Genomic DNA, 17852 nt, shown 5'->3' with positions numbered 1-17852 from the left:
GGAGTTTTGAGGTAAAATGAATAATACAGAACAGTTACTAAATTTTATAAATAAGAGCAAGACTGCATTTCAAAGTGCACAAGAAATAAAGAAAATGTTAGACAAAAATGGATTTACAGAAATAAAGGAAAGTGAAAGCTGGAATTTAAATAAAGGTGATAAATGTTATATAGTGAAGAATGAATCCGCTGTAATCGCTTTTGAAATTGGTGAAGGTGATCTTGAAAAAGATGGCTTCAGGCTTATAGGAGCACATACTGATTCTCCAGGATTCAGAATAAAGCCAAGTGCTGAAATGAATGTTGAAAACAGTTATGTGAAATTAAATACTGAAGTTTATGGAGGACCTATATTAAGTACATGGTTTGACAGACCATTATCTATTGCAGGAAGAGTTACATTAAAGAGTGATGATGTATTTAAACCTGAAATAAGAATAGTAGATGTCAATAAGCCAGTTCTTATAATTCCTAATCTGGCAATACACATGAACAGAAGTGTAAATGAAGGATATGAGTTCAATAGACAGAAAGATACACTTCCACTACTTACCTTAAAGGATGAAGAAGCAGAAAAATCTTTTGAAAAAGCTGCAAAGTCAAATTTAGAGAAAGATGGATATCTTTTAAGCCTTTTAGCTTTGACTCTAAATGTAGATATATCACAGATACTTGATTTTGACTTATTCTTATATGAATATGCTGATGGATGTTTAGCTGGTTTGAATGAGGAATTTATTTCCTGTGGAAGACTTGATGACCTGTGGATGGTATTTGCAGGATTAAAAGCACTTACTGAAAGCAGAAAAATAAAAGGAACAAAGGTATTGGTGGCATTAGATAATGAGGAAATTGGAAGTCTTACTTCTCAAGGAGCTAACTCTTCAATATTAGAAAACATATTGGAAAGAGTAGCTTTAGGATTAAATAAGGATAGGGAAGAATTCAGAAGGGCTGTATCAAATTCAGTTATGATTTCAGCAGATCTTGCTCATGCAGTACATCCAAATTATACAGAAAAATGTGATCCAACTAATAGACCAATATTAGGCGGAGGTCCTGTATTAAAAATCGCAGCTAGTGGAAGTTATTCAACAGACAGCTATGCAGCAGGAATATTTAAGGGAATATGTGAAGAGGCAGAAGTTCCATGTCAGGTATTTGTTAATCGCTCTGATATGAGAGGTGGAACAACAATAGGGCCTATAAGTGCTGGAAAACTGAATATTCCAGTCATAGATATGGGAGCACCAATTTTAAGTATGCATTCAGTGAGAGAATTGGCATCAGTTAAAGACAATGAGTATACAATAAAAGCATTTACAAGATTTTTTGAATAAAATAGATTAGACAGAATAGATTATGAAAACATGAACTGGACGTTATATTGCATGATTAAATGAAGAACGTATAGTCACATTTAATCATACAAATAACATCTAGCTTCATGTTTTTTGTTTTTTAAGACATACAACAATTGATAATGAAGGCTGAAATCTTATAAAGTAAAGATTTCAGATATAATTGTCAATCGTCCATTGGCAAAGATGCATATTGATTAAAAATTAGTTAAAAATATGAATGACATAGAATTAATAGTTAAAGTTTTATATTGTTTCTAAAATTCATTTTAAGGTTTAAGGTGGTGAAAAAATGAATGTTAAAGGATTTAAAAATAATTTTTTGATTAGAGTGACAATCCTTACATCATTAATTTATATTATTTGGAGGAGCTTTTTTACAATTCCATTTGGATATGGATTATTATCGGTTACAGCTGGGATAATTCTTCTTGTTGTGGAAGTTTTGGGATTGTTTGAAGGTTTTATTCATTTTAGAGATACATCAGATATGCGTTATCCTAAAAAACCTGACATAAAGGATGAAAGTCTTTTTCCACATGTTGATGTGTTTATAGCTACATATAATGAACCAGTGGAATTATTATATAAAACAGTAAATGGATGTTTAAATATGGATTATCCGGATAAAAGCAAAGTACATATTTATGTGTGTGATGATTCAAACAGACAGGAAATGAAAGATATGGCTAGCAGGCTCAATGTAAATTACATTACAAGAACTGAAAATACTCATGCAAAGGCCGGAAATTTAAATAATGCGCTTGCACACAGTAATTCACCTCTTATAGCTACTTTTGATGCTGATATGATTCCAATGCATGATTTTTTAATGACCTGTGTTCCTTATTTTATTGGTGAGGTGAAATTCAAGGGAAATAAAAGTGAAAAACACAATGTTGGATTCATTCAGCTTCCTCAGAGTTTTTATAATCCTGATTTGTTTCAATATAACTTGTTTTCAGAAGAAAGAATACCTAATGAACAGGATTATTTTTATAGAGAAATTCAGGTGGCAAGAAATAAAAGCAATTCTGTAATTTATGGAGGATCAAATACTGTTATTTCAAGAGATGCGCTCAATGCAGTTGGTGGTTTTTATACAGGGGTTATTACAGAAGACTTTGCTACTGGAATATTGATTCAGAGTAAGGGATATAAATGTTATGCCATTGATGAAGTGCATGCTTCTGGATTGTCACCAAATGATTTAAAAAGCCTTATAAAGCAGCGGGAAAGATGGGGAAGAGGATGTATACAAACAAGCAGAAAACTCAATATATTTTTTAGAAAAGGATTAGACTTTAATCAGAAATTAAGTTATCTGTCTTCAATATTATACTGGTATTCAGGGTTCAAAAGGCTTGTTTACATTGTATCTCCAATACTTTATTCAGTTTTTGGAATAATAGTAGTAAAATGTACAGCAGAACAAATTTTAATATTCTGGGTGCCTATGTATTTGTTTCAAAATATATTGATAAGACGTTTATCCAATAATATAAGAACAGTAAAGTGGAGCAATATATATGAAACTATTTTATTTCCATCTCTGCTTCCAGTTATTTTTTTAGAATCTATTGGAATATCTCAAAAGAAGTTTTCAGTTACAAGAAAAGATAAAGCAGAAGATGATGAAGCATATAGAATAAAAAAGACAATTCCACATGCGATATTTGCTATATTTTCTCTCATTGGAATATTTAATTCTATAAAAATGTTTATTGATTATTATTCATTGGTCCATGTAGTAATATTTTTCTGGCTTATAGTAAATTTCTATAATATTGTTATGTCTATATTTTTCATGCTTGGAAGAAAGGTAAATAGAGATAATGAGAGACATTACATAGAAACTGATTGTGAAATTTCATTTAAGATAAAAGAAGATTACAAAAAAGTAAAATGCAGAACATATGATATATCTGAAGGAGGAATAAGCATAATGCTTGATTTCCCAATATATATTCCATATGATGATGAACTTAATCTGTCATTGAAAACTGACAGATATAAATGTGAATTTAAAGGGAAAATAGTTTATGTAGATAAAATTAAAGGTCAATGGAAATATGCATTTTGGATTAAGAAAATAAATAATATAAATTACAGAGAACTGTTAAATATTATTTATGACAGGGAACCAACACTTCCAAAGAAAGTTGAAAAGGGAAATGGTGTTTTTAATGACATAAGATTAAATATTGTAAAGAGAAGATATAAAGGATTTGCATTAAATCGAAAGCTTCCTCGTATAAAAATTGAAAAAGAAATTGATACAGTAGAAGAAGGAAAGGTGTTTCTAGTTAATTTTAATTATGAATATGCTCTTATAAGATTGAAGAATAGAAATAGATGGAATAAAAAAACTGAAAAGAATAATGATGCAGCAAAGGAAAGGCTTACACTAATAATAAATGAAAAAATAAAATTGAAATGTCGTTTAGGGAAAGATCAGAATTACAGAAATTCAAAAGAAGAAAGATTATATGTTATTGAAAATTATGAAGAACTCATAAATAATAGTGAATTCAATAATATTCTCAGCTATCTTATGTAGATGAAGTTTTTAATAAAAATATTGTTTATTTATTAAAAGTAAGAATTATTTTTGATTTTTTGGTAAAAATAACTTCAGTATAATTGCAGCTTATATATATGTTCCAATAATAAAACTGAATGGCAATTGTCCATTGTTAATATTTAATTTGCTCTTGTGTAAATTAAAACAAAAAATTGTCAATTGTACATTGTACATTGGAATATATATTATTTGCAAGAAGTATATTGGCAATTGAAAGGGGTTGTTTTTACTTGAATAAAAAAGACTGCTATGAACTTAGAAAAGGAGTTTTAAGGGAATTAGCTGACGGATTCACATGTATTCACAATAGCTTCAAGTATTTTAAAAGATTAAATAAACACAAAGTAAAAATTACAGGAGCAGCAGAATGGCTTCTTGATAATATTTATCTTATTGAAAAAGAATTTAAGGCTGTGAAGAAAAGCATGCCCTTAGAATATTTTGAAAGCCTTCCATCTGGCAGAGAATATTTAAAATATATAGAAATTGATTCTAATTCAGATGAACATCTTTTATGTCTGCCAAGAATTTTTATACTTGCTAAAAGGTGTATACAGGAAAAAAGAAAAATAAATCTAGAAAATATGACTGATTTCATATTGTTTTATGAAAATTCAAGTAAAAATGAAGATTATTCAGATTATAATTTTACAATGGGAGAATTATGGGCATTTCCTCTCATGCTTAAAACTGCCATAATACTTGAATTGTCACAATATACCAATGAACTTGTAAAGATTCAAGAATATATTTTGAATAAAAGTGAATGTGATGAAGAAAAGAGAGAAAGAAGAATAAAGACTGATTTAAAAGAGGAAACTCTCCAAAGAAATATAGGTGATTATATAACTAATATTAGGATTATAGAAGGACTAAATTGGAAGAAATTTTTTGAAAGTACATCAATTGTTGAAAGAATATTAGAATGTGATCCAGCAGAAACATATAAAGCTATGGATTTTGAATCAAAAGATTATTACAGGCATAAACTTGAAGAAATATCTAAAGTGGTGAATGTAAGTGAAACAAAAGCTGCATTAAACGTTCTTGAATTAGCTAAGAAAAGTAAAGAGGATAATGAAGAAGAATATAAATGTCATGTGGGATATTACATAATTGATCATGGAACTAAACTTTTGAGTGGATATTATCATGATGTTACTGAAGTTATTTCTCAAGGAATGTACATAGCTCTTAATGTGGGTCTTACTTTCCTTTTATCATTTTTGTTTCTCTTGATTAGTACATTTTTTGGTTTGAAATACAAAATGGTTCACTTTATATTTCTATTTTTGATGATAATGATTCCTATAAGTGAGATAGTTAAAGGAATTATAAATTATGTAACAGCAAAAACTGTCAAAGTGAGAATGGTGCCAAAACTTGATTTGAGTAAAGGAATTTCAGAAAAGTATAAAACAATTGTTGCAGTTCCTGCAATTGTAAATAATAAAGAAAAGATTAAAGAACTTATGGAAAAGCTGGAAGTATACTATTGTGGTAATACTGATAAAAATATATATTTTGCATTATTAAGTGATTTTACAGACTGTAGAAAAGAAACTGATGATAATGATGAGGAAATAATAAATTGTGGGTTAAAATGTGCAGAAAAACTAAATAAAAAGTATGGAAAGAAATTTTTCTTTTTAAGCAGAAAACGTGTTTATAATGAACAGATGAATGTCTATATGGGAAGAGAGCGAAAAAGAGGTAAAATTTTAGAATTTATGGCTCTTTTAAAGGGATATTCCGATAATACTTTTGATGTTGTGAGCTCATCAATTGAAGAGTTAAAAAACGCAAAATACATTATAACCTTAGATGAAGATACATTTATGCCAAGAGAAACTGCTTATAAACTTGTTGGAGCAATGAGTCATGTATTGAATATTCCATATGTAAATGGTAAAGGCAGAGTTATAAGAGGATATAACATTATGCAGCCCAAAGTAAGTATAAGTCTTGAAAGCAAAAATGCTTCTTTGTTTTCTAAAATATTTGGTGGAGACAGTGGAGTTGATGGATATTCTACTGCTTATTCTGATGCTTATGAAGATCTTTTTGGGGAAGGTTCATTTGTAGGAAAGGGAATAATTAATATTGATCAGTTTTATGAAATTACAAACAATCATATAAGAAGAGACAGGGTTTTAAGCCATGACCTTCTTGAAGGTGCATTAACAAGATGTGCTTTAGTTACAGATGTAGAATTTGTTGATGAATATCCATCTTCATATGAATCAAGCTGCAAGAGATTGTATAGATGGGTTAGAGGTGACTGGCAGCTTATTGAATGGCTGTTTTCTAAGAAAATAAGTTCTCTAAATAAATGGAAAATATTTGATAATTTGAGAAGAAGCTTGCTTGCACCTAATTTGTTATTTCTTTTGATAATATCTCTTATAGAAAATTCAATTAAAAGACAGTTAGCAGTTTTGAGTTTTCTTGTATTAATAATGCCATTTGTGTTTACGATTACAGACTTGGTAGTTACGCCTAAAAATAAACTTAGGGGAACATTTAAAACCTTAGAACAAATATTATTAATAATAAGTTTTATACCATATGAATCATATCTCATGATAAAAGCTATATCTGTTACATTATATAGAATCATATTTACAAAGAAAAATCTTCTTGAGTGGCAGAGCGCAAAACTATCAGAGAGTATGACTAAGAATGATTTAAAGTCATATATAAAAAGAATGTGGTGGGGACCTTTTGTGGGAATTATCACATTATGTATTTCATGGAATAATTCTATTCCAATAACAATAGTCTCATTAATACCAGTTGCTTTATGGATATGTAGTCCATATATAGCATTTTACATAAGCAGAGAGAAAAAAGAGGAAGAAAATAAGAGGCTGGATAAAGATGAAAGAGATTATTTAAGTAAACTTTCAAGAAGAATATATTCTTATTATGAGGATTTTATAAATGAAGAAAATAATTATCTTCCACCAGACAATTATCAGGAAAAGCCTTTTAAGGGGGTGGCTCATAGAACATCGCCAACTAATATAGGAATGGGATTCATGGCTTATGTTACAGCATATGATCTTGGATATATAACAATTACAGAATTCATAGATAAAACTAAGAATATGATGGATGTTCTTAAAGAGCTGAAAAAATTTCATGGACATTATTTGAATTGGTATGATACACAGACTAAGACAGCTTTAAATCCACAATATATTTCAACTGTTGATAATGGAAATTTAATTGCATGTTTATGGATTTTAAAAGAAACAATGAAGGAAGTTAAAAAAGCACCTCTAATAAGAAAAGAAGAAATAACTTCATTAAACGATATATGCAGAATAATAAAAGAAAGAAATACTGAAATAGAAATAGAAATAGAAATTCCTAAAAATATAACAGGCAGAGAATATTTAAATGTTCTTGAAAAAATATTTATAGATATTAATTCAATAGATGGAAGTTTTGATTCAGAGACAGAATACTGGCTGAATAAACTATTCTGTGAAGTAAGCAGAAAGATTGAAATTTATTATGAAGTTTTTGATAATTTAGAGATAGTATCTTCTTCACAAACTTTTAATTTTGAGGATGTGCCTGATATTAATGAATTATTATGTGCAATTAGAAAAAATGAAAAAGCTGTTGAAAACAAATATAAATCAGTTTTAAAAACTGTTAATAATAGATTTGAGAAATATTTAAGAAATATAGATGAAATAATAGATGATATAGATAATATAAGCAGAAATATGGATTTTGGATTTTTATATGATGAAGAAAAAGGATTGTTTTCTATAGGATACAATGTAGAAGAAAATTCACTTGGAAACTCGTACTATGATCTTCTCGCATCTGAATGCAGAATAGCATCCTTTGTTGCAATATGTAAAAATGATATTCCGCAGAGCCATTGGTTTAAACTTGGCAGATCTATGACAAATGCATTTCATACTCATTCTCTTGTGTCATGGAGTGGAACTATGTTTGAATATTTTATGCCGTCTTTAATTATGAAAAATTATTCTGGAACACTGCTTGATGAAACATATAAAAGTGTACTAAGAGCACAGACTACTTTTGCTAAACAGAAAAAAGTTCCATGGGGAATATCAGAATGTGCATTTTATGAATTTGATAATGATAAAAATTACCAGTATAAAGCGTTTGGAGTTCCAGGTTTAGGATTAAAAAGAGGTTTAGAGGATGAGGTTGTAGTATCGCCATATTCTACAATAATGGTTATTCCATTTTGTGTAAAAGAAGGAATAAAAAATCTAAAAGAACTTCAACGGGGTGGAGCTTTAGGAAGGTATGGTTTTATTGAAGCTATTGATTATACAAAAGCTCGTGAGGATAAATTTGTCACAGATTATAGTGTGGATAATCAAGAAGAAAATGTGGATAACTCTGTGGTTAATGTGGATAAGTGTGAATATATGGTGGATAAGTATGTTGTTAATAATGCTGATAATATCGAAAAATGTATTGTGGATAATGTGAATAATGTAGATAACTTTAAGGAAAAAAGAAGAAAGCTAGATATATCAATGGATTTGGAAGATAACAAAAAACATATTAATCCACAAAAAGATAATAAATATGAAGAAAAGTTTTCACGTATAAGTTATCCACAGGATTGTGAAGAAATTTATAATGATGGTATAAAACCTAATAAAATATATACATACATGGTACATCATTTAGGAATGTCAATTATGGCTTTAAATAATGTTTTAAAGGAAAATATAATGATAAATAGATTCCATAAAATTCCTGAAGTAAAAGCTTCCCAGCTTCTTCTTAAAGAAAAAATTCCATCAGAAATTACTTTTGAAAGAAATGAAGATTACTCTATAAAAAAGACATATATAAAAGGAGAAAAAATTGTTCCACGGGTATTCACATGGAATAAAAGTAAAAGTTTTAGTGAACAACAAGTTCTTCTTTTATCAAATGGTACTTATTCATCCATGATAAATATATGTGGAAGCGGATATTCAAAGATAAATGATATGTTTCTTTATAGATGGAAAGGAAATAGTGTAAGTGATGATACAGGAATGTTTTTCTATATAAAAAATCTGAATTCTAATGAATATTGGAGTTCTACATTTGAACCATGCAGGAATTATGGTGAAAATTATGAAGCTAGATTAAGTCTTGATAAAGCTGAATTCTTGAGACAGGATGGAAATATTGAAACTAAAACAGAGCTTATCATTTCTAATGATGAAAATTTTGAAGTTAGGAAAATATCAATTAAAAATATAGGAGATAAAGGAAGAAGTATAGAAATTACAAGTTACTGCGAAATCACTTTAACAACATTAAGTGCTGACTCTGTTCATCCTGCTTTTTCAAATTTATTTATACAGACTGAATATGATAAGGAGGAGAATATATTATTTGGAAGCAGAAGAGGGCGTGTGAAAAATTCTGAGGTTCCTTATATTTTTCAAAAAGTTGTAACAGATGGTCAGTGTGAAGGTGAAATAACATATGAAACATCAAGAATAAATTTTATAGGGCGTAATCGTAATTTAAAAAATCCAGAAGCTATGGATAATGATAAAACTCTTGATAATACTGTGGGAACAGTTCTTGACCCTATTTTAAGCATGAGAGTAAGAATACGTGTTAAAGAAGGAGAAAAAAGAGAAATATATTTTATTACAGGATCAAGTGATTCAAAGGATTCAGCAATAGAAATACTGCATAAATATGATGAAGCTTATAAAGTAGAAAAAATATTTAAGAATTATGAAATTGGTGTTCAGCTTGAACTTAAAAGTTTGGGCATTAAGGCTTTTCAGGCAGATATGTTTCAAAATCTAAGCAGATATATTTTCTATATTCAAGGTGGAAGAGAAAATAGAGCAGATTATATAAAAAATATAAAAAAACATCAGAAAGATTTGTGGCCTTATGGTATTTCTGGTGATCTGCCAATAGTTCTTTTTACAATTGAAAATGAAGATGAAATAAATCTTGTATCTCTTATGATAAAATTCTATCTATATTTAAAAAGCAAGGGAGTAAAAACAGACTTTGTTATATATAATGAAGAAGAATTTTCATATGATGAACCACTTCAAAAAAATATATTACAGATCATAAGAGCTGATAATGCAGAAGAAAATATAAATAAACCTGGTGGAATTTTTGTTTATAATAAATCCTCAATGAATGAAGAAATGAAGGAATTCTTGATTGGAATAAGCAGAATATGTATTAATTCTAAAGATGGAAAACTTTCAGAGCAGATAGATAAATATGAAAAGCAAAGTATTGAACAAATTAATTATGAGCAGAGCGTTATTGGAAAATATTGTATTTGTGAAGATAGTAATAGTAATAGTAATAGTAATAGTAATAGTAATAGTAATAGTAATAGTAATAGTAATAGTAATAGTAATAGTAATAGTAGCTGTAAGTCTCTTCATAGTGATTTGTTATTTAAAGAAGCAGAAATATTGGATGAAAATCATTTAAAGCAGAATACTTCAAATAGTGATGCAGAAGTTCACGATAAAGATGATATATCTCCTATAGATAAATCTATAAAAGCAAAAGCTGTTGGATGTAATATTCAATATGATGATATTTTGAATACTAAAGATTCTGGTGAAACAAAAATAAATTATAGTGAATATGATCATGACATAGAATATCTTCAAAAAGAGGATATTGCTGATGGAATAAATAAAGCTGAAAATACTGAAAGTAAAAAATTAAAGTCAGGGGATAATTTAAATTCAAAGGAAAACTCGAACCCAACACAGTCCTCAAATTATGTGGATTCAAGAAAAAGCTCAGATATTAAAGAAGAACTTGATTTCTTTAATGGATATGGTGGATTTGATAAAAATGATAATTCTTATGTAATAAAACTTTCTGATTATAAAACAACTCCTGCTCCATGGATTAATGTAATATCAAATTCAGATTTTGGATTTCATATATCAGAAAGTGGTTCAGCTTATACATGGTGCAAGAATTCAAGAGAAAATAAGATTACACCATGGAGTAATGATTATATAACTGATCCTTTAGGTGAAGCGCTTTATATAAAAGATAACAAAGATGGACGATATTTTTCAATAACACCTGAGCCTGTTAGAGATAAAAACGAATATGTTATAAAACATAGTTTTGGATATTCAGAATTTACTCATACTGCATGTAATATAAAAGGTACAATGACTGCTTTTGTACCTAGAAATGAACAGGTTAAACTTCAAATAGTAAAATTAGAAAATCTTCTAAATGAAGAGAGAGAAATTTCTGTTTTTTATTATGCAAGATTAGTTTTAGGTGTTTATGGATATGAGAATGAAAGATATATAACTACATATATAAATAAAACAGATAATGAAAATGAAACCAATAATAAATTCAATATAAATGATGAATATAATATAAATCATAAATATCATACGAATATTAGAATTAATATAAACGATGATAAAGCTATTGTTGGTGTAGAAAAGGATAATGTTAATAATGATAAATATAGTACTAGTATAGAAAAAGATAATGTTGATAATGATAAAGAGAGTACTAATATGGAGAAATTTAATACTAACAATGATGAATTTCAGATAGCATCAAAAAAAATAAATGATAAAAACAAGGCAGAAGGTAAGAATAATGTAGTTTACAATGATGATGTGGTGATACAACAAAATAATATAAAGTATATAGGAGGTGTGAATCCATATAGTGAATATTTTGGTGATATGCATGCTTATCTCACAATGACAGGAGAAGGTGATTCTCAAGATATTTCATTTTGTGGAGACTCAAAAGAATTCATAGGTTTTGGAAATGATTTGAGTGAACCAAAAGCATTGAAAGACTGCAGATTAAGCAATAAAACTGGAAGTGTATATGATCCATGTTTAAGTGCGTGTATTAAAATTACATTGAAGCCTAAGGAAACAAAAGAAATATTAGTAGTTTTAGGGCAGGATTCAAAAGAGAATGTTAGAAATTCTGTTAGTAAATATAAAAATATTAAAAGTGCACATGAAGAACTTGAAAATGTGAAAGAATACTGGAATGAGTTTCTTGGAAGAATACAAGTTTCAACTCCTGATAAGACAATGGATTATATGCTTAATGGATGGCTTCTTTATGAGACACTCAGCTGCAGATATCTGAGCAGAAGTGCTTTTTATCAGAGTGGAGGAGCTTATGGATTCAGAGATCAGCTTCAGGATTCAATGGCTCTTGGAGTGGCTGATTCAGAGATAACAAAAAAGCAGATTATAAGGAGTTCATCTCGTCAGTATGAAGAAGGTGATGTACAGCATTGGTGGCATCCTGTTGTGAACAGCGGCATACGAACAAGATTTAGTGATGATCTTTTATGGCTTCCATATGTTACTGCAGAATATATAAAGACAACAGGAGATTATGACATTCTTAATATAAAAACTCCATATCTTCATGATGAGCCATTAAGAGAGGGTGAAGATGAAAGATATACAATAGTAAATGCATCATCAAATGAAGGAACTATATATGAACATTGTCAGAAAGCAATTTCAAGAGCTCTTAAATTTGGAAAACACAATATACCTTTAATGGGAAGTGGAGACTGGAATGATGGAATGAGCACTGTTGGAAATAAGGGAAAAGGAGAAAGTGTATGGCTTGGATGGTTTCTTTATGATATTTTAAACAGTTTTGAAAAAATAGCACACAAGATTAATGATTGTGAGAGTTCTCTTTATTATAAAAGTCAAAAAGAATTTATAAGAAAAAATCTTGAAGAAAATGCTTGGGATGGAGGATGGTATAGAAGAGCATATTTTGATGATGGAACTCCTCTTGGAAGCCGTGAAAATCCAGAATGCCAGATTGATTCACTTTCTCAAAGCTGGGCTGTAATTTCTGGAGCAGGAAAATTGAATTATGAATTTAATGAAGACAAATGTGATGAAAATGAATATGATAAAGATGATGAAAATTATATTGGTAAAAAAGTAAATGAGAATGTCACTGAAAAGGAACAAAGTGATGATTTAGAATATGATAATAATAAAAAAAGTGAAGAAGATAATAGATATAAAGATAAATGCAGAGACAAGAATAGATGTAGGAAATCTGGATATACAGAAAGAGCTGTTGAAGCTATGCAGGCTGTGGAAAGGAATCTCATAAAGAAAGATAAGGGAATGATTCTTCTTTTGACACCACCTTTTGATAATTCAAATCTTGAACCTGGATATATAAAGGGATATGTACCTGGGGTACGTGAAAATGGAGGACAGTATACTCATGCAGCAGTATGGGTTATACTTGCAATGACAAAGCTTGGATATGGAAATAAAGCAGCAGAATATTATCACATGATAAATCCTATAAATCATTCAAAAACTGAACTTGAAAGCAGAATATATAAAACAGAACCTTATGTAATGAGTGCAGATGTTTATATAAAAGAGCCTCATGGAGGAAGAGGAGGCTGGAGCTGGTATACTGGAGCTTCAGGATGGATGTATAAAGTAGGAATAGAAAATATATTGGGATTGAGAAAAATTCAGGGAAAAGGATATGAAATCAATCCATGTGTTCCTGATGACTGGAATGAGTATATGATCAGGATAAAAAATAAGACTGAAAACTATGATATAAGAATTATTAGAGAAAAGAAAAATTATGACTTTTCTAACAATGATGGGATTACAAATGATGAAATGAGAAATACACACTTAATATCAAAAATATTGATAAATGGAAAATGTATAGAAGGTAATATTATACCTAAAGATAAAGGAGATTTGAGTGTGGAAGTTTATTTTTATTAAGCTTGAATTAAATAATTTTAGGGTGTTTAAAAAATATTAATTTAATACATAAAAATCTGTAAGAACTTAAAAATAAGACTGATTTATAGCCCATCAGTCTTATTTTTGGTTAAAAGGCATTAGTAATAAGTTTCCTTTGAACAATATTTTTTATAAACATACCTGAAATTGAATGATAATTATATTTCAGGACAAAATAATCATAAACTATTTAAGCAAAGTTTAATTGAAACATAAGTAAAGTTGGGTTATAATGGTACCTATGATATAAGGAGGATTTTTTTATGAGCATGAATAAAAAATTACTGATGATAGTTTCTATGACAATGACATTCAGCTTTTCAATATTAGGTACACATGCATATGCAGCTACTAATAAAGAAGTAAAAAGTGTTTCAAGTCAGGAACAGACAGTAACAAATCATAATATTAACAATTCTGATAATACTGAGGAGAATCCTTGGGGAGATAATACAAAAGAAAGCAATTTAGTTAAAAATACAGATAATAAAAATAATTCGGGATTAGTTAACAATGGACAAAGTATAAGCAATAGTGATACAGATGATGTTGATAAGGAATTAGCAGATAATGAGGAAGAAAAAGAAATAGTTCCTCATTGGGAATATGAAAAAGGATGTATATTATATGTTACAAAAGACGGAATAGCTGAAGAGACAGGATGGTTTCAAGAAAAAGATGTAAATCCAGATGCTGATAATGATAATAAGTATTATCTTGATGGGAAACATTCAGCTGTTACTGGATGGAAAGAAATTGAAGGAAACTGGTATTATTTCAATGAAAAAGGTGTAATGCAGACAGGATGGCAGCTTATAAATTACTGCTGGTATAACCTTGGAAAAGATGGAATAATGCAAAAGGGATGGTCAACAAAAGACGGATACAGATGTTATTTAAATGATAGTGGTGCAATGGTAATAGGCAAGAAATATATTGATGACAAACTATATTTCTTTGCTGCTGATGGAAGACTTGAAACTGGTTTTTATATGAATAATGGAAAAGATTATTATTCAGATTCAGATGGAGTTATGGTTACAAATCAATGGATAAAAACTAGAAACAGCAGATATTATGCAAAACCTGATGGAACAATTGCAAAAGGTAAAATAATAATAGATGGAGTTTTAGAGACTTTTGATAACTCTGGGAAAAATATAAAGAGTGAGAGTATTGATGATTTAAAAAATAATTATTTATATGTAAGATATCTTAATGTAGGGGATGCGGATTGTGCATTTGTAAAACTTCCAAGTGGTGAAACTGCATTAATAGATACAGGAGATGTTAAAACAAAGGAAGAACTTGTTTCATTCTTGAATGATCAGGACTTGAAAAAGAAAAATGGGAAAAAATATATTGATTATGTAATTCTTACTCATGGACATTCAGATCATATTGGAGGACTTACTGCAGTTCTTGATGAATTTGAAGTTGGAAAGATTTATATTCCATCTAATGCAGTAATGAAAGACTGGCATTCAAATTTAAAGGTAAGTGAAACTGTTACTCAGTCAGATATAGATATGTTAAAGTATGATTATGATGTGTATATGGACATGCTAGATGCTGTAAAAGAACATGATCAAAAACTTATAAATCCAGTTCCAGGACAATATATAGATTCACAGAACATATTACAATTTGTTCAATCAGGAAAGGATTTCGGTTCAATTGGTTCACAGGTTCATTTAGGAGGATTCTGGGGAATAAATGAAAATTCAGCTGTTGTGTATTTAAATTATGGAGATTTCCAAGGATTATTTACAGCAGATATGGAATGGAATTCGGAAAAAGATTTCTGGACAAGTAATCTTCTTAATGGACGAGAAGTTGATGTGTTAAAAGTTCCACATCATGGAAATAGTACATCTTCAACTGGAGATTTTCTTGCTTATGTTAAAGCACCTGTTGGAGTTATAAGCAGATCAGAACAGAGCATAGCAAAAAATGAAGCATATACTAATCTTTTAAATAATGGAACTATACTTTATGAAACAAGCCAAAGCAAAAATGGCGGAGTTGCTGTGTATTCTACTGAAGAAAACTGGAGTATGGCAGATTATACTAAAGAATAAGGGAATGTACAATGTACAATTGACAATGGACAATTAAGGTGGAAATCTTTCTAAGATTTTTTTGAAATTATATGGTTTTGTTTTTAGGACATATATATTGAAATTGATGATTTGGAAGGATATTTCATGAAGAGTAGAAAATGTACAATTTTAAACATATTTGGGATGCATAATATTAATCAATTGACTATGGATGAGTTACAATTGAAAATGATATGTGTAATTAATCAGTGATAATGATTAATTTAAAGAAAAATACAAATAGTTGCAGTAAATAGTGAAAATAATAATAGAGGTTGTGGTGAATTATCATCACAACCTTTTTTGCGGGAATAAATTATAAGATCCCGAGTATTATGGGGTACACTATTATTCTATCCATTTAAGAAAATAATATTCATAAGTTTATTCAGAATCCAATAAATTTTCAGTATAATCAAATTCCTGCCATGCAATATTATTTACTACAATAGGATCATTTGCAGGATTAGGGATTTTTTTTGTTTTATATGATGTTGAAGAAGTCTGGCATTCAGAATTACTTGGATGATAATTAGTACGCATTTTTGGAGGATAACATTTTGATTTATTTTTCATATTAAACACTCCTTTATACTAAGGTTATATTTATTATGCCCATAAGTTGAATTGACATACAAAAAGATATTTCTAATGTACAATTTACAATGGACGATGAACAATTGAGGATGAAATTTTTGCAAGATTTCTTTGATGTTTTTGTATGATTTTATTATTAGGACATATATTGCAATTAATAATACACAGTAAGTGACAGGATAAAGATATTCTTTCAAGATCTACATTTGCATTGATTAACAATACACATTTGATAAATGAAAATCAATAATGAAATTCTTGAAATATTCCTTTGATATTTTTACACATATCAGATAAATTAGTATTTTTTATATTAGCAGAAATATAAAATTACAAATTAATATATAGGATGTTATAAGTAAATATAGATATTATATATTGATTTTAATTATATAGAATTATAATTATGAAATATCCATAGATTTTAATTTTATAACATACAATAGAGTTTAAGAATAATAGTATTTTGGATATAATAAAGACATAGAGACTTTTTTGCTCAAATATTTGGAAAAGTAGAGTGATGAATTGAATGACAAAAATCTTACAAAAGCTGAACTTAGAAGATGATTTCCTATTTGCTAAAGTAATGAGTGATAAGGAAATCTGTAAAGAATTTTTAGAGAAACTACTAAACATAGAAATAGAAAAAATAGAAATGCCCACAAATCAAAAAGTAATAGATATACTTCTTGACTGTAAGGGAATAAGACTTGATATTTATGTTAAAGATGAAAATAATACAATGTATAATATAGAAATGCAGAGATTAGATAATAAAAATTTTGGGAAAAGAATGAGATATTATCAAGGTAATATAGATATAGACTGTATCGAAAAAGGTCAAGATTATAAAGAACTTACAAAGTCTTATATTATATTTATATGTACCTTTGATTATTTTAAATGTGGACGTTATAAATATACATTTGAAAATGTGTGTCTTGAAAATACGGATATAAAATTGAAAGATGACACTCAAAAAATAATATTAAATACAAAGGGATATATTGATGATAATATAGATGAAGAGTTGTTAGAGTTTTTAAGATATGTAGAAGACTCAAGTGAAAAAACAGTTAAAAATGCTAAAGGAACATTGGTTAAGCATATACATAAGAGAGTTATTGAAGTTAAAAAAGATAAAAATGTGGAGGTGGAATTTATGACATTGTTGGAAAGAGATAGAGAAAAAATAGAAGAGGGACGCCAGGAAGGAAAGCAAGAAGGAATAAAATTAACGAAGAAAATTTTTAAATTATACAAATCTGATTATACAATAAAGGAAATTGCAGAGAAGTGTGAAATATCAGAGGATATGGTAAAAGAAATATTGGAATAAGAAATATATTTAATAATATCTGAATTTTGAAAGATTGGAG

6 protein-coding genes are annotated in these 17852 nt (G+C 28.6%); 5 read left to right on the top strand and 1 reads right to left on the bottom strand.

All coding sequences use genetic code 11. The features are described 5' to 3' along the window. Positions 1 to 16: 16 nt before the first annotated feature. From Q0F58_RS08470 to Q0F58_RS08455, 4 genes are all read left to right on the top strand, one after another. Complete coding sequence (locus Q0F58_RS08470) at positions 17 to 1339, top strand: M18 family aminopeptidase (protein ID WP_294374990.1); 1323 nt, start codon at positions 17 to 19, stop codon at positions 1337 to 1339. Between the two features lie 313 nt (positions 1340 to 1652). Beyond that, the gene (locus Q0F58_RS08465) at positions 1653 to 3920 is read left to right on the top strand and encodes a glycosyltransferase (protein ID WP_294374987.1); all 2268 of its coding nucleotides are present in this window, start codon (positions 1653 to 1655) and stop codon (positions 3918 to 3920) included. 254 nt (positions 3921 to 4174) lie between these two features. Continuing rightward, positions 4175 to 13750 carry a GH36-type glycosyl hydrolase domain-containing protein gene (locus Q0F58_RS08460; RefSeq protein ID WP_294374985.1) on the top strand — a complete coding sequence of 3192 codons (9576 nt, stop codon included), beginning with the start codon at positions 4175 to 4177 and terminating at the stop codon, positions 13748 to 13750. Between the two features lie 284 nt (positions 13751 to 14034). Beyond that, positions 14035 to 15852 (top strand): MBL fold metallo-hydrolase, encoded by a 1818-nt coding sequence (locus Q0F58_RS08455; RefSeq protein WP_294374982.1) that lies wholly within the window; start codon positions 14035 to 14037, stop codon positions 15850 to 15852. A gap of 405 nt (positions 15853 to 16257) precedes the next feature. Here the strand turns inward: Q0F58_RS08455 and Q0F58_RS08450 are convergent, their stop codons facing one another. After that, positions 16258 to 16449, bottom strand: a complete 192-nt coding sequence (locus Q0F58_RS08450; RefSeq protein WP_294374978.1) for a hypothetical protein — start codon at positions 16447 to 16449, stop codon at positions 16258 to 16260. Positions 16450 to 17002: 553 nt separating this feature from the next. On the opposite strand from Q0F58_RS08450, the gene Q0F58_RS08445 reads away from it, so the two are divergent. After that, a complete protein-coding gene (locus tag Q0F58_RS08445) occupies positions 17003 to 17812 on the top strand; it encodes an Rpn family recombination-promoting nuclease/putative transposase (RefSeq protein ID WP_294374973.1) in 810 nt (269 codons plus the stop codon). The last annotated feature ends 40 nt before the right edge of the window (positions 17813 to 17852 follow it).

The sequence above is a fragment of the uncultured Clostridium sp. genome (assembly GCF_934754915.1).
GTDB lineage: Bacteria > Bacillota > Clostridia > Clostridiales > Clostridiaceae > Clostridium.
Note: the sequence above shows the minus strand (reverse complement) of the source record. Positions and strands in the feature narration are given on the sequence as shown.